The organism is Kitasatospora sp. NPDC041917, from assembly GCF_055589745.1.
On sequence record NZ_JBVJBI010000012.1, the window covers coordinates 36,998 to 52,073 of the forward strand.

At 75.1% G+C, this 15,076-nt stretch carries 12 protein-coding genes; 4 read left to right on the plus strand and 8 right to left on the minus strand.

Annotated features, from left to right (window positions below):
• Nucleotides 1-20: 20 nt before the first annotated feature.
• Nucleotides 21-821, minus strand: a complete 801-nt coding sequence (locus ACZ6EM_RS16870; RefSeq protein ID WP_465772650.1) for a response regulator transcription factor — start codon at nt 819-821, stop codon at nt 21-23.
• A complete protein-coding gene (locus ACZ6EM_RS16875; RefSeq protein ID WP_465772651.1) occupies nt 818-2,119 on the minus strand; it encodes a sensor histidine kinase in 1,302 nt (433 codons plus the stop codon). Before ACZ6EM_RS16875 ends, ACZ6EM_RS16870 begins: the two co-directional genes overlap by 4 nt.
• 221 nt (nt 2,120-2,340) lie before the next feature.
• Between ACZ6EM_RS16875 and ACZ6EM_RS16880 the strand changes: the two genes are divergently transcribed.
• Nucleotides 2,341-4,593, plus strand: coding sequence for an MMPL family transporter (locus tag ACZ6EM_RS16880; RefSeq protein ID WP_465772652.1), 2,253 nt, complete (start codon nt 2,341-2,343; stop codon nt 4,591-4,593).
• 133 nt (nt 4,594-4,726) lie between these two features.
• On the opposite strand, the gene ACZ6EM_RS16885 is transcribed toward ACZ6EM_RS16880, so the two are convergent.
• Nucleotides 4,727-5,347, minus strand: coding sequence for an L-threonylcarbamoyladenylate synthase (locus ACZ6EM_RS16885; RefSeq protein WP_359898790.1), 621 nt, complete (start codon nt 5,345-5,347; stop codon nt 4,727-4,729).
• A gap of 135 nt (nt 5,348-5,482) precedes the next feature.
• Nucleotides 5,483-5,896: a Fur family transcriptional regulator gene (locus tag ACZ6EM_RS16890; protein WP_401052692.1), complete on the minus strand. Its 414-nt coding sequence runs from the start codon at nt 5,894-5,896 to the stop codon at nt 5,483-5,485.
• Nucleotides 5,897-6,195: 299 nt separating this feature from the next.
• Here ACZ6EM_RS16890 and katG point away from each other — a divergent pair, with 299 nt between their 5' ends.
• Nucleotides 6,196-8,412 (plus strand): catalase/peroxidase HPI, encoded by a 2,217-nt coding sequence (gene katG / locus ACZ6EM_RS16895; protein WP_401052689.1) that lies wholly within the window; start codon nt 6,196-6,198, stop codon nt 8,410-8,412.
• A 58-nt stretch (nt 8,413-8,470) separates the two neighbouring features.
• On the opposite strand, the gene ACZ6EM_RS16900 is transcribed toward katG, so the two are convergent.
• Together ACZ6EM_RS16900 and ACZ6EM_RS16905 are read right to left on the minus strand one after the other, a co-directional pair.
• Complete coding sequence (locus tag ACZ6EM_RS16900; RefSeq protein ID WP_465772653.1) at nt 8,471-9,172, minus strand: response regulator; 702 nt, start codon at nt 9,170-9,172, stop codon at nt 8,471-8,473.
• Nucleotides 9,169-10,407, minus strand: coding sequence for a sensor histidine kinase (locus ACZ6EM_RS16905; protein ID WP_401052695.1), 1,239 nt, complete (start codon nt 10,405-10,407; stop codon nt 9,169-9,171). The genes ACZ6EM_RS16900 and ACZ6EM_RS16905 overlap by 4 nt, the downstream gene beginning before the upstream one ends.
• Before the next feature lie 210 nt (nt 10,408-10,617).
• Here ACZ6EM_RS16905 and ACZ6EM_RS16910 point away from each other — a divergent pair, with 210 nt between their 5' ends.
• Both ACZ6EM_RS16910 and ACZ6EM_RS16915 read left to right on the plus strand, forming a co-directional pair.
• Nucleotides 10,618-11,319: an ABC transporter ATP-binding protein gene (locus ACZ6EM_RS16910; RefSeq protein ID WP_401049801.1), complete on the plus strand. Its 702-nt coding sequence runs from the start codon at nt 10,618-10,620 to the stop codon at nt 11,317-11,319.
• Nucleotides 11,316-13,697 carry an FtsX-like permease family protein gene (locus tag ACZ6EM_RS16915; protein WP_465772654.1) on the plus strand — a complete coding sequence of 794 codons (2,382 nt, stop codon included), beginning with the start codon at nt 11,316-11,318 and terminating at the stop codon, nt 13,695-13,697. The genes ACZ6EM_RS16910 and ACZ6EM_RS16915 overlap by 4 nt, the downstream gene beginning before the upstream one ends.
• 118 nt (nt 13,698-13,815) lie before the next feature.
• On the opposite strand, the gene ACZ6EM_RS16920 is transcribed toward ACZ6EM_RS16915, so the two are convergent.
• Complete coding sequence (locus ACZ6EM_RS16920; protein WP_465772655.1) at nt 13,816-14,331, minus strand: histidine kinase; 516 nt, start codon at nt 14,329-14,331, stop codon at nt 13,816-13,818.
• Between the two features lie 81 nt (nt 14,332-14,412).
• The gene (locus ACZ6EM_RS16925; protein WP_465772656.1) at nt 14,413-14,877 is read right to left on the minus strand and encodes a DUF6193 family natural product biosynthesis protein; all 465 of its coding nucleotides are present in this window, start codon (nt 14,875-14,877) and stop codon (nt 14,413-14,415) included.
• Nucleotides 14,878-15,076 lie beyond the last annotated feature (199 nt).

The following is a 15,076-nucleotide window of genomic DNA, read 5'->3' on the forward strand; positions in this document are numbered from 1 at the left end:
GTGCCTCGTCGGCCGTTCGTCTAGGCGCGCCCTCCGGCCTGGTCGCCGTTCCCGGTGCGGGCGGTGACCAGGCCGGACTCGTAGGCCGCGATGACCGCCTGGGCGCGGTCCCGGACGTCGAGCTTGCCGAAGATGCTGGTGATGTAGTTCTTCACCGTCGACACGCTGATGTCCAGGGCCAGTGAGATCGCGGTGTTGTCGAGGCCGGTGGCGATCAGCCGCCACACCTCGACCTCCCGGGGCGTGAGGTCGCCCGTGCCGGTGGCGGCCGCCGGCGGCGCGGCGGTGGCGCCCGGCGTCCGGACGTAGGCGGAGATCAGCCGGGTGAGCAGCCTCGGAGCGACCACCGCCTCCCCGGCGTGCACGGTCCGGATCGCCGTGGCCAGCTCCTCCGGGGAGACGTCCTTGGGCAGGAACCCGTGGGCACCGGCGCGCAGCGCGGCCACCACGTACTCGTCCATGTCGAAGGTGCTGAGGGCGAGCACCCGGCAGCCGGGCAGGACGCGGGCCAGTTCCCCGGTCGCGCCGACGCCGTCCAGGACGGGCATCCGGATGTCCATCACCACGACGTCGGGGCGCAGCCGGAGGGCGGCGGCGACGGCCCGCTCCCCGTCCTCGGCCTCGCCGACCACCTCGAAGGACGGGTCGGGGAAGAGGATCAGGGACAGGCCGCGGCGGACCAGCGGCTGGTCGTCGACGATGAGCACCTTGATCGCCGGGGCGGGTCCGGCGCCGTTGCCGTCGGCGGTGCCGGTGCCGGTGCCGGTGCCGGTGTCGGTGTCGTCGGCGTTGCCGTCGGCACGGCTGGTCGGGTCGGTCATCGGCCCGCCCCGCCGTGCTGGACGGCCGCCTCGGACGATTCGGCGGAGCTCAGCGGCAGCTCGGCCACCACGGCGAAGCCGCCGCCCGGCCGCGGGCCGGTCTCCAGGGTGCCGCCGTGCAGGGCGACGCGCTCGCGCATGCCGATCAGGCCGTACCCCGCCCGGCCCGCACCCGGGGCGCACTCCGGCGGGGGCGCGCCGCCGCCGTCGTCCCGCACCTCGACGGTGACCCGGTCCGGGTGGTACGCCAGGCGGACGGAGGCCCGGGCGGGGCCGGCGTACTTGCGGGCGTTGGTGAGGCCCTCCTGGACGATCCGGAACACGGTCAGGCCGACGGTGGGCGGCAGCGGGCGCCGGGGCCCGTCGACGGTGAACTCGGTCGACAGCCCGGCCAGGCAGGACTCGTCCACCAGCCGGTCGAGTTCGTCCGCCCCGGGCTGGGGCAACGGCGGGGCGGTGTCCGGTTCGTCGCCGGTCCGCAGGACGTTCAGCAGCTGGCGCATCTCGCGCAGGGCCAGCCGTCCCGAGGACTCCAGGGTGACCAGGGCGTCCCGGACGACCTCCGGCCTGCCGAGGTTGGCCCGGGCACCGCCGGCCATCAGCTGCATGGTGGTGATGTGGTGGGCCACGATGTCGTGCAGCTCCCGGGCGATGCGGCGGCGCTCCTCGGCGACCGCGCGGTCTGCCAGCAGTTGGCGGTTGGCGGCCACCTCCCGCTGCCAGCGCGAGACCGCCAGACCGGCGCCGCCCACCAGGGCGGCGGAGAAGGGCGCGGCGATGACCCCCTCCCAGGTCAGGGAGTGGAAGTGGCCCTGGCTCAGCGGCGTGACCACCGCCGTCGCCGCGCCGGCGGCCACCGTGACCGGGACGGTGCAGTTGCGGCCGACCGAGTACAGGGCGACGGTCAGGACGGCGCCGAAGCGGGTGCCGGCCGGGGCGGTGGAGAGCTCGACGGCCGTCTGGAGCACCAGGACGGCGGCGAGCGCCGGCACCGGGCGGCTGCGCCGGGCGAGCAGCGGCAGGCCCGAGAGGGCGACCAGGACGAAGACCGGAACGGTGATGCCCTGGCCCTCGGCGATCCGACCGAGGAGCAGGTACCCGACCAGGTCGACCGTGCCGGCGCCGACGGCCACCAGGGCGTCGCCCTGGGTCCACGGCAGCCCGTCCCTCCACCGCCCCGGCCGCCCGTCGACGCCGTTCGCCGTCCGTTCCCCCGGCGGGCCGTCCGTACCCGCGGCCGCCCCGGCGTGCTGACGCCCGTCCATCTGGTCCTCCCGGCTGATCACTGACGCAGCCATTCTGGCACCGGCCCGCCGGCCCGGACGTGGTCCCCGCGGCCGACGCCGGGAGGGCGGACCAGGACCACGGTCCTGGTTCCGTCCCAGGTGGAGGACCGCGGGCCCCGGCGCGGATCGTCCGCTGCCCGGACGCCCGGGACCCCCTCGCCCTGATGGTCTGGAGACAGGCCGGGAACCCCCGGCGCCGACACCGACGTTCGCGTCCATCAGCCGGAGGAATCGTGATCCGCGCACTGACCGGATTCTCCACCAGACACGCGTGGAAGGTCATCGCCGTCTGGGCGGTGCTGGGCATGGGGCTGAGCCTCCTGGCACCGATGCTGATGTCCCGGGTGACCGGGTCCCAGAGCGGGGACTTCCTGCCGCGCAGCTACGACTCGGCCGCCGCGCTGCGCATCGCCGAGGACAACTTCGGCGTGAAGCCGGACGCCACCACGGTCACGGTGCTGGTCGCCCGGACCGACGGCGGGGCGCTCACCGCCGCCGACCAGCAGAAGGTCGAGGCCGAGGCGGCGAAGCTCGCCGAGCGCCGGGTCGTCATGCCGAGGAAGGAGGACGAGCCGAAGTTCCTCGTGCCCGACCACTCCCAGACGCCCCGGATCGCGCCCGCCATGGTGGCGCCCGACCGGACCTTCGAACTGCTCTCGGTCGAGCTGACCGGCAACGCGACGGAGGAGGGGGTGCAGGGCGTCTACAAGGCCTTCCGGGACGACGCCCGCGCGCGTTTCGCCGACCTCGGGATGCGCACCGGGTTCACCGGCGGCCTGGCCCAGGCCGCCGACAGCGCCGACGCCAACCGGACCGCCGCGATGATCGGCAGCGCCCTCGTCACGGTGCTGATCGTCCTGCTCAACGTGCTGGTGTTCCGCAGCGTGCTCGCGGCCGTGCTGCCGCTGCTCGCGGTCGCCGTGATCGGCGGCGTGGCCGGCGGAGCCGTGGCGGGCGCGGCGGCGCTCGCCGGCCTGAAGCTGGACGCCTCCACCCCGGGCCTGATCTCCGTGGTCCTGCTCGGCATCGGCGTCGACTACCTGCTGTTCCTGCTCTTCCGGTTCCGCGAGCACCTGCGGGCGCGGCCCGACCAGCCCGCCCGGGAGGCGGCCGCCGAGGTGGCGGGCCGGGTGGGCACCGCGATCACCTCCGCGGCGCTGACCATCGTCGCCGCCTTCGCCACCCTGGGCGTGGCGACCTTCGGCCAGTTCCGTTCGCTCGGCCCGGCCATCGCCGTCGCGGTGCTGGTCATGCTGCTGGGCAGCCTCACCCTGATGCCCGCCCTGCTCGCCGCCTGCGGCCGCGGGATGTTCTGGCCCTCGCGCGGTCTGCGGCGGGTTCCGCGTGAGGGCGTCGCCGCCCGTTTCGGCGGCCTCGTCGCCCGCCGGCCGCTGGCGCTGCTGGCGGCCTCCGTCGCCCTGCTCGGCGCGCTGGCCGCCGGCACGGCCGGGCTGCGGATGGACTACAGCCTGGCGGACGGCTCCACGACGGCGGCGGCGGCCACCGCCGCGGAGATCTCCCGCGCCCTGCCGGCCGGCGTCTCCGACCCGACGACCGTCTACCTCGTCGCCCAGGACGGCGGCACCCTCGACGCCGGCCGGTTCGACGGCCTCTCCCGGGCCCTGACCGGGGTCGAGGGCGTCGGCCAGGTGGGCCGGACCGTCCTCGACGAGGCCCACCGCGCCGCCCGGATCGAGGTCTACCTGAACGCCGACCCGCAGAGCCAGCGGGCCCGCGACCTGGCCTCCGGCCCGGTCCGTGCCGCGGTCGCCGCGCACACCCCGCCCGGAACCAGCGCCCACGTCGGCGGCACGGCGGCGGTCTTCGCCGACATCTCCACCGCCGTCGACCACGACCTGACCGTGGTCTTCCCGGTCGCGGCCGCCCTGATCGCCCTGATCCTGCTGCTGCTCCTGCGCAGCCTGCTGGCCCCGGTGGTCCTGATGCTCGCCGTCGGCCTCGGGTTCGCCGCCACCCTGGGTGCCGCCACGCTGCTGTTCCAGCACGGCCTGGGCGAGCCGGGCGTCGCCTTCACCCTCCCGCTGGTGCTGTTCCTGTTCGTCGTCGCCCTGGGCACCGACTACAACATCCTCGTCACCGACCGCATCCGTGAGGAGATGCGGCGGCCCGGTGCGCCCCGCGACGCCGTGGCCCGCGCCGTCCGGCACACCGCGCCGGCCGTCGCCACGGCCGGTCTCGTCCTGGCCGGTTCCTTCGCCACCCTGGCGACCACCCCGGGCAGCGAGCAGATCGCCTTCTCGCTGACCCTCGGCATCCTGCTCTCCGCCCTGGTCCTCTCGCTCGGCGTGGTCCCGGCCCTGGCCGCCCTCCTCGGCCGCTCCCTCTGGTGGCCTCTGCGCCCCACCCCGGCCGCTCCGACCACGACGGCACCGACCACGACGGCACCGACCACGACGGGGCCGGACACCGCCGCGGCCCCGGTGGCCGCCCCGCGCCCGGCCCCGGACCGCCTCGGCACCCGCTGAGCGAACCGGTCGCACCGGTCGCACCGGTCGCACCGGTCTCCACCGAGGCGTTCCCTCCCGGGGACCCTTCGGGCCCGGCCCCGAGCCGGCCCGAAGGGTCCCCGGCGTCATGGCCGCCGTGGTGCCCGGCCCCTCACTCGAAGCGCGCCGGGTCGCCGGCCCCGCGCCGGACGATCTCCGGCTCGCCGCTGGAGTAGTCGACGACCGTCGTCGGCACCGTGCCGCAGTCGCCCGAATCCAGCACGGCGTCCAGCACGTGGTCGAGCCGCTCCTTGATCTCCCATCCCTGGGTCATCGGCTCGTCCTCGCCGGGGAGGAGCAGGGTGCTGGAGACCAGGGGCTCACCGAGTTCGGCGAGCAGGGCCCGGGTGACGACGTGATCGGGGATCCGCACCCCGACCGTCTTCTTCTTCGGGTGCATCAGGCGGCGCGGCACCTCCTTGGTGGCGGGGAGGATGAAGGTGTAGCTGCCCGGCGTCGAGGCCTTGACGGCGCGGAAGACGTCGTTGTCGATGTGGACGAACTGGCCCAGCTGGGCGAAGTCCATGCACATCAGCGTGAAGTGGTGGCGGTCGTCGAGACGCCGGATCGACCGGATCCGTTCGAGGCCGTCGCGGTTCTCCAGGCGACAGCCCAGGGCGAAACAGGAGTCGGTCGGGTACGCGATGAGGTTCCCGGACCGGAGGCCGGCGGCCACGGTGCCGATGGTGCGCGGCTGGGGGGACTCTGGATGCACGTCGAAGTACTTCGCCATTGGCCGACCCTACGGGATCCCGGTCGTCGCCCGGTGCAGCCGCCGCGTCCCGCCCCCGGTGCCCGGGGCCGCGCCGCCGCTGCCCGGGGCCGCGCCGCCGGGCACCGTCCCGCGTCCGGCCGGCCGCCGGGGCGATCAGCCCGCGCAGTCCGGGCACAGTCCCCGGTAGGTGACCTCCGCCTGCACCACGGCGAATCCGAAGCGCTGCTCGGCCGGAAGGTCGGCGAGCGGATTGCCCCGCGGGTGGACGTCGCGGATGGCGCCGCAGCCGGTGCAGACCAGGTGCTGGTGAGGGTGGTGGGCGTTCGGGTCGTAGCGCTTGGCGCGCCCGTCGGTGGCCACCTCGACGACCTCGCCCAGGGTGACCAGTTCACCGAGCGTGTTGTAGACCGTCGCCCGGGAGATCTCCGGGAGGCGCTCCGCCGCCCGGGCGTGCACCTCGTCGGCGGTCAGGTGCACGTGCTCGCCGTCCAGGACCTCGGCCACGACACGCCGCTGGGAGGTGAGGCGCCAGCCGCGCCCGCGCAGCCGCTCCAGCAGGTCACTCATATCGGTTCACCTATTCAGGTCAAGGGGAGGACCGGAGTTTACCAATTCACCTCCGGTGCCTTCCGGTTCCCGATCGGATATGGCTTTGGTGTCTTTCTTGACTTGGAATCCGTCCATCGTAGGATCGGCTCCGGCGCTAGCCTGGGTGGCAGCAGCATGTGACTCCCGTCACTGCCGTGCGCAACGGCGGGCAGTGACAGCAGTGGCAACACGCGGCGCGCCAGGACCAGACAGCAGCAGTAGGTGCCGTAGGTAGCAGATGAAGACACCGTGATCCGCCTTGTGAGGGAAGGATTCCCATGTCTGACAACCACGATGCAACCGGCGTAGAGGCGAACGCGGAGGGCTGCCCGGTGAACCACGGGCGGGCGCCGCACCCCACCCAGGGCGGCGGGAACCGCCAGTGGTGGCCGGAACGGCTCAACCTGAAGATCCTCGCGAAGAACCCGGCGGTGGCCAATCCGCTCGGTGGCGGATTCGACTACGCCGAGGCCTTCAAGACCCTCGACCTCCCGGCCGTCAAGCGGGACATCCAGGAGGCCCTCTCCACCTCGAAGGACTGGTGGCCGGCCGACTTCGGCTACTACGGCCCCTTCATCATCCGGATGGCCTGGCACAGCGCCGGCACCTACCGGATCAGCGACGGCCGCGGCGGCGCCGGCGGCGGCCAGCAGCGCTTCGCCCCGCTGAACAGCTGGCCCGACAACGCCAGCCTCGACAAGGCCCGCCGCCTGCTGTGGCCGGTGAAGAAGAAGTACGGGCGCGCCCTGTCCTGGGCCGACCTGATCATCCTGTCCGGCAACGTGGCCCTGGAGGGCATGGGCTTCGCCACCTTCGGCTTCGGCGGCGGCCGGGTCGACGAGTGGGAGCCGGACGAGGACGTCTACTGGGGCCCGGAGACCACCTGGCTCGGCGACGAGCGCTACACCGGCGACCGCGAGCTGGAGAGCCCGCTGGCCGCCGTCCAGATGGGCCTGATCTACGTCAACCCCGAGGGCCCCAACGGCAACCCGGACCCGATCGCCGCCGCCCGCGACATCCGCGAGACCTTCTATCGGATGGCGATGAACGACGAGGAGACCGTCGCGCTGATCGCCGGCGGCCACACCTTCGGCAAGACCCACGGCGCCGGCCCGGCCGACAGCGTCGGCCCGGCCCCCGAGGACGCCCCGATCGAGCAGCAGGGCCTCGGCTGGAAGAGCACCTTCGGCACCGGCGTCGGCGGCGACGCGATCACCAGCGGTCTGGAGGGCACCTGGACGCCCACCCCGATCACCTGGGACAACAGCTTCTTCGAGACGCTGTTCGGCTACGAGTGGGAGCTCACCAAGAGCCCGGCCGGCGCGCACCAGTGGAAGCCCAAGGACGGCGGCGGCGAGGGCACCGTCCCGGACGCCCACGACCCGGCCAAGCGGCACGTGCCGATCATGCTCACCACGGACCTGTCGCTGCGCTTCGACCCGGTCTACGAGCCGATCTCCCGGCGCTTCCTGGAGAACCCGGAGGAGTTCGCCGACGCCTTCGCCCGTGCCTGGTACAAGCTGACCCACCGCGACATGGGCCCGGTGGTCCGCTACCTCGGCCCCGAGGTCCCGGGCGAGCACCTGCTCTGGCAGGACCCGCTGCCGGGGGTCACGTACCGGCCGATCGGCGCGGCCGACGTCGCCGACCTCAAGCGGCGGATCAACGCCACCGGCCTGTCGGTGTCCGAACTGGTCTCCACCGCCTGGGCGGCGGCCTCCTCCTTCCGCTCCAGCGACAAGCGCGGCGGGGCCAACGGCGGCCGCATCCGGCTCCAGCCGCAGATCGGCTGGGAGGTCAACGAGCCCGACCGGCTGGCCACGGTGCTGCGCGCCCTGGAAGGCGTGCAGCAGGAGTTCGACGCGCAGGCCGGCGACAAGCGGGTCTCGCTCGCGGACCTGGTGGTGCTGGCCGGCGGCGTCGGCATCGAGCAGGCCGCCAGGGCGGCCGGGCTGGCCGTCGAGGTGCCGTTCGCGCCCGGCCGGGTGGACGCGCCGCAGGAGCTGACCGACACCGAGTCCTTCGCCGCGATGGAGCCCAAGGCGGACGGCTTCCGCAACTGGGTCGGCAAGGGCAACCGGCTGCCGGCCGAGTACCTGCTGCTCGACAAGGCCAACCTGCTGGGCGTCAGCGCGCCCGAGCTGACCGTCCTGGTCGGTGGCCTGCGCGTGCTGGGCGCCAACCACGGCGGGTCCACGCACGGTGTGCTCACCGGGACCCCCGGCGTGCTGACGAACGACTACTTCGTCAACCTGCTGGACCTGGACACCGCGTGGAAGGCCACCTCGGAGGACGCCCACACCTTCGAGGGCCGGGACGGTTCGGGCCGGGTGCGCTGGACCGGCACCCGCGCCGACCTGGTCTTCGGCTCGAACGCCGAACTGCGGGCCGTCGCCGAGGTGTACGCGGCCGACGACGCCAAGGAGAAGTTCGTCGAGGACTTCGTCGCGGCCTGGGTCAAGGTCATGAACGCGGACCGCTTCGACCTCCGCTGATCCGCGGCGCCTGACGACGGGAGCCCGGGGCGGCGAGGCCCCGGGCTCCCGTCGCGCGTCACCGGCCCCGAGCCGGATCGGCGACGGACCCCACGCTGACCAGCCCGGTCTCGTACGCCGCGACCACCACCTGGGCCCGGTCCCGCAGGCCCAGCTTGCCGAGGATCCGGGCCACGTGCGTCTTCACCGTCGCCTCGGACAGCCCCAGTCGGGCGGCGAGTTCGGCGTTGCTGAGGCCGCGGGCGAGCAGCCCCGTCACCTCCAGCTCGCGCGGGGTGAGCGTGCCCAGCTCCCGGTGCGGGGCGGCGGGGCCTGCCGGGCTCTCCGGGCGGGCGAAGCGCTCGACCAGACGGCGGGTGATCGCCGGGGCGAGCAGCGCGTCCCCGGTGCGGACCAGCCGGACGGCGGCCGCCAGGTGCTCCGGGGTGACGTCCTTCAGCAGGAAGCCGCTGGCCCCGGCGGCCATCGCCGCGTAGACGTAGTGGTCGAGGTCGAAGGTGGTCAGCATGATGATCCGCGGCGGCTCCTGCGCGCCGTCCGCCAGGATCCGGCGGGCGGCCTCCAGCCCGTCCAGGCCGGGCATCCGGATGTCCATCAGCACCACGTCCGGCCGGCAGCGGCGGACGGCGGCGACGGCCTGCTCGCCGTTCTCGGCCTCGGCCACCACCTCGATGCCCTCCGACTCCAGGATCAGCCGGAACCCGGTGCGGACCAGGGCCTGGTCATCGGCGACCACCACCCGCAGCGGCTGCTCGGTCATGAACTCTCCAGGGGAATCAGGGCCTTGACGCGGTAGCCGCCGCGCGGCCGGGGGTCGGTGTGCAGGGTGCCGCCGTAGACGGCGAGGCGTTCGCGCAGGCCGAGCAGGCCGCGTCCGTTGCCGGTGGCGGCGGCGCCGGTGGGGCGTCCTCCGGTGTCGGTGACCTCCACCAGCAGCCGGTCGGGGGCGTACTCGACGGTCACCGCGGCGTGGGCGCCGCCCGCGTGCTTGACGGTGTTGGTGAGCGCCTCCTGGACGACCCGGTAGGCGGCCAGCTCGACCCCGGGCGGGACGGCGCGGCGCTCGCCGCGGACGGTCAGCTCGACCGGCAGCCCGGCCTGCCGGACGCCGTGGACCAGCGTCTCCAGCCGGCCGAGGCCCGGCTGCGGGCTGAGGCCGGCCCCGGCGGCCGGGTTGTCGGCGCTCTCCGAGTCGATGGTCAACAGGCCCATCACGTGCCGGAGTTCGGTCATCGCCGCGCGGCCGCCGGACTCCACCGCGAGCATCGCCTCGCGGGCCCTCTCCGGCGCGGTGTCCAGGATCTTGCGGGCCGCCCCGGCCTGGATCGTCATCATGCTCACGTTGTGGGTGACGACATCGTGCAACTCCCGGGCGATCCTGGCCCGTTCGAGCTCCACCGCGCGCTGCAGCGCGGCCAGCTGCTCGCGCTCCAGGGCGGAGAGCCGCTCCCGCCCCTCCTCCACCCGGCGGCGCCACATCCGCAGTTCGTACGCGACCGCGAACACCGGCACCAGGAGCAGGACGGCGATCACCCCGTTGGGGAAGTGCGGCAGTTTGGCCGCGGAGAAGAGCACCACCAGGGCGGCGGTGGCGGCCGGCAGGCCGAGCAGCAGGGCCCGGGGGCGGCGCCCGTACGCGGCGGCGCTGTACGCGGCGACGACCACCGCCACGCCCGCCGAGTACGCGATGTCCTGCGACTGGTGCCGGACCAGCAGCGCGGCCGGCAGCACCGTCCACAGCACCGCCAGCGGGTAGCGGCGGCGCAGGACCAGCGGCAGCGGGACGAGCGGCACCAGCAGCAGCAGCCAGGACAGCGCCGTTCCGTGCGGGCCGCCCGCGATGGTCGCGTAGCGCCCGCCGGTGAAGGCGAGGAAGAGGGCCAGGGCCACGTCGAAGGCCTGGCCGCGCCGGGTCGGCCGGGGCGGCGGCGCGGTGCCCGGGCCGTCGGCCGGGCGGACCGCCGCGCGCAGCCGGCGCACCGTCGGATGGTTGATCACCGGGACATTGTGGGGGCCACGGGCCCCGCGGGACAGCCCCTCGGCCGGGGGGTGGCCGGTACTCCCCACGACTACATCGGAGGGATGACGCCGGCGCCCGTCCACCCGACGCGGTACGGAACCTGCGGCGGTCGGCGGACGCGGACCCGCGCCGCCCGTCCGTACCTTCGTCGCGGCACCAGACGGGAAGCGACGAGGAGCGGAGACATGAGCAGCGATCCGGTGATCGAACTGAGCGGCGTGAGCCGCCACTACGAGGGCGCCCGGGCGGCCCTGGACGACGTCACGCTGAGCGTGCGGGCGGGGGAGTCGGTGGCCGTGCTCGGCCCGTCCGGCAGCGGGAAGTCCACCCTGCTGAACCTGGTCGCCGGGCTGGACCGGCCCAGCGCCGGGACGGTCACCGTGGCCGGGGTGCGGGTGGACCGGCTGGGCGAGGCGGCCTCGGCCCGCTACCGGCGCGGCACGATCGGCATGGTGTTCCAGTTCTTCAACCTGCTGGACGACCTCACCGTGGCCGACAACGTGGTGCTGGCCGGCGAACTGGCCGGCGTCCCGCGCGCCGAGGCCCGGCGCCGGGCGGCCGAACTGCTGGAGGCGCTCGGCATCGACCGGCACACCCGCGCCCACCCGGGCCGGCTCTCCGGCGGCGAGCGCCAACGCGTGGCAGTAGCGCGGGCGCTGATGAACCGGCCGGCCCTGCTGCTGGCGGACGAGCCGACCGGCGCGCTGGACTCGGCCGCCGGCGAGGACGTCAAGGAGCTGTTCCGCGACCTGCACGAGGACGGGCAGACCGTCCTGCTCGTCACCCACGACCTGGCCCTGGCCGAGGACTGCGCCACCCGGACGGTCCGGATGCGGGACGGCCGGGTCGAGGCGGACTCGGCTTCGGCTCCGGCGGTGGCGTCATGACCGCGCTCGGCAGGGTCGTCCGGGCCGGTGTGCGCAGGCGCCGGACGCAGTCCGTCGCCGTCGGACTGGCCGCGCTGGTGGCCACCACCTGCTCCGTCCTCGGCGGCTCGCTGCTGGTCGCCTCCCGGGCCCCCTTCGAGCAGGCCTTCGACGGCCAGCACGGCGCCCACCTCACCGCACGCTTCGACGGCGCCCGGGCGAGCGCCGACCAGCTCGCCGCCACCGCGCACGCCCCCGGGGTGACGGCCGCCGCCGGGCCGTACCGCACCGTCACCGTCGACCCCGAGCCCGGCTCCGGCACGGACCTGCCGCCCGGGATCACGATGGCGCCGATGACCGTCACCGGCCGCGCCGCGGCCACCGCAGGGGTCGACGACGTCACTCTGCTCCAAGGGAGTTGGCCGCAGCAACCGGGCGAGGTGGTGATCGAGGCCGGGTACGGCGACAAGCCCCGGCAACCGGGCGGCACCCTGCGGCTGCCCGGCCTGCCGGGCGCGCCCACCCTCAAGGTCGTCGGCTTCGCCCGTTCCGTCAGCCGGACCTCGGACGCCTGGGTGACCCCGGACGGCATCGCCGCCCTCACCGCACCCGGCAGCACCCCCGGCTACGAGATGCTCTACCGCTTCACGGACACCGGCAGCGCCGACGCCATGGCCGCCGACCGGGCCGCCGTGGCCGCGGCCGCCCCCGGCGGGGCGCTCACCGGTGCGCAGTCCTGGCTCACCGCCAAGCAGGGCTCGGACCGCAACACCGCCCTGTTCCTGCCCTTCATGGTCGCCTTCGGCCTGCTCGGGATGGCCATGTCGGTCCTGGTCGCGGGCAATGTGGTGGCCGGCGCCGTCGGCACCGCCACCCGGCGGATCGGCGTGCTCAAGGCGCTCGGCTGCACCCCCGCCCAGGTGGTGCGCGCGTACGTCGCCCAGGCGCTGATCCCGGCCGGCGCCGGCACCCTGCTCGGGGTGGTCGCGGGCAACGCACTGACCGTCCCGGTGCTCGCCACCACCGGATCGCTCTACGGCACCACCGCCTCGGGCCTCTCCCCCCGGGTGGACGCCGCCGTCGCGGGCGGCACCCTGGCCGCCGTCACCCTGGTCGCCTGGGCCGCCGCCGCCCGGGCCGGACGGCTGCGCACGGTGGACGCGCTCGCCGTCGGCCGTACGGCGGGCGGCACCCGGCGGGACGCGTTCGCCACCCGGGCCGCCGCACTGGCCGCCCGGCTGCCGCTGCCCCGCCCGCTGACCCTCGGCCTCGCCCAGCCCTTCGCCCGCCCGGCCCGCGCGGCCGGGATGCTCGCGGCGGTGCTGTTCGGCACGGCGGCGGCCGTCTTCGCGGTGGGCATGGGCGGGACGATGGGCTGGGTGCAGCAGGCGAAGACACGGGACGCCGGGGACCTCGTGGTGCACCCGACGCGCCCGGACGGCCCGCCCGGGGCGGGTCCGGCGGGCAGGCCGGTCCCGGCCGACCGGGCCGTCGTCACCGCGGCGCTGGACGCCCGGCCGGGCACCGCCGCGTACTTCGGCAACGGCACCGAGGACGTCACCGTCCCCGGGGTGGCCGGCACCACCACGGTGACCGCCTTCGACGGCGACTCCTCCTGGGCGGGCTACCGGATGGTCACCGGGCGCTGGTACCGGGGCCCGGGCGAGGCCGTCGCCCCGGCCACCTTCCTGACCGAGGCCTCCGTCGGGCTCGGCGACCGGGTGACCTTCACGAGCCACGGCCGGCCGGTCACCGTCCGGATCGTCGGCGAGGTCTTCGACCCGCACGTGCAGACCAACGAGCTGTTCACCGACGCCGCCGGCTACCCGTCCGGCACGGCCCCCAGGCCGGACTTCTGGGTCGTCAAACTGAAGCCCGGCACCGACCGGACCGCCTACGCCACCGCCCTCGGCGCCGCGCTCGCCCCGGAGCACATGACCGCCGACACCGGCGGACCGCACGGCTCCAGCGGCTCGATCGCCGCACTGAACTCGCTCACCGCCACCCTGACCGCGCTGCTGCTCGTGGTCGCCGGGCTCGGAGTGTTCAACACCGTCGTCCTGGAGATCCGCGAGCGCACCCGGGACACGGGCGTCACCAAGGCGCTCGGCATGACCCCGGTGCAGACCGTGGGCGTCGTCCTCGCCTCGGTGGTGCCGGTCGGGGCCGTCGGCGGCGCGGTCGGACTGCCGGCGGGCCTGCTGCTGCACGGCCTGACGGTGCCCGCGATGGGCCGCAGCGCCGGGCTGACCTTCCCGGCCTCCGCGCTGGACGTGTTCGGCACCCCGGTGCTGGTCCTGCTCGCCCTCGGCGGCGTGCTGATCGCCCTGCTCGGCGCCCTGCTCCCGGCCGTACGGGCGGCGCGGGCGCGCACGGTGGACGCGCTGCGGGCGGAGTGAGGGCGGGCGGAGTGAGGGCGGGCGGAGTGAGGGCGGGGGAGTGACGGCGAGGCCGGACGGGACCGGATGTCCGGTCCCGTCCGGTCCCGTCCGGCCCCGGCTCACGAGGCCGGTGTGCTCAGGAGGCCCCCGCGCCGTCCGCCTTCTGCCCGTCGGCCTTCTGCTCGGCCGCCCGGACCTGCTCGGCGAACTCGCGCGCGTCGATCCGCTCGACCGAGGCCCCGTGCCGGTCGGCCAGCTCGTCCGCCGGGGCGGGCGAGGACTCCCGGACCTCCAGCGCGAGCAGCGCCCCGCCGTCCGGCACCCGGGGCGAGAGCAGGATCAGCCCGGCGCCGCCCTCGCTCGCCTGGTGCTCCTCGGCCGCGTTGCCGATCGCCGCGCCGGCCGCGAAGCCCAGCAGCACACCGACCGGCCCGCCGAGCAGCCCGATCAGGCCGCCCAGCACGCCCGAGCCGACGGTGGCCACCCCCGCGCCCCGGGTGAAGGTGTCCGCGACCTCCAGCAGCCCGTCGGCGCTGCGCTCCATCGCCGCCACCATCCGCAGGCCCGGCAGGTGCTGCGCCTCGTCGAAGGCCGGGCGCCAGGCGGCGACGTCGGGGAAGGTCAGTAGGACGACGTTGTGCTGGTCGCTCATCGCGCTCCGATCGGGCCGGGGCCGCAGGTGGCCGGGCTTTCATCGTGACCCCCGGTGCGGGGCGCTGCCACCCCGGCGGCCTCAGCGCGGCCCGTCCGCCGGGTGGTTGAACACCGGCCCGAGGTCCGGCGGGAGGTGTTCGACCAGCAGCGCGACGGCCTCCTCCGGGGTGGCGGGCGTGCCGAGCACCTCGGAGCCGCCCGGGCCGTGGATCTGGTAGCCGCCGCCGTCCTGCGGCACGGCGAACGGCACGCCCGCGGCTGCCCACGGGAACGAGGTCGACAGGCTGAAGTGCAGGTTGTAGTGGCTGGTCCAGGGGAAGAGCCGGCGCAGCCGGGGCTCCGCGCGGGCGGCCTTCAGCAGGCGGACCAGGCCGTCGTTGCAGCTTCCGGGGCCGTGCCCGATGTCCTGCTGGAGCCATTCCCACGACAGGACGAGCCCCTCCCAGCGGGCCTCCGTGGCGGCCTCGGGGCCGATCGCGCGGGCGGCGGCGAGGTCCGGCAGGACGGGCTTGGGCAGGGCGCCTCTCTGATCATCTGATCGCATGGTGGGCAGTCTGCCCCAGCGCCCTCCGCAAAAGGGAAACGGTCGTCGGGCCCGTCCGCACGGCGGGCCCGGACCCGGCCCGGACCCGGCCCGGCGACGTCCGGCCGCCGGGCCGGGCCGGGTCGAACCTCGGGCGGCCCGACCACGCCTGACTGACAGTCGGATCATCGAGGTGGATTCCTGCACCGGGCGGTCGCCG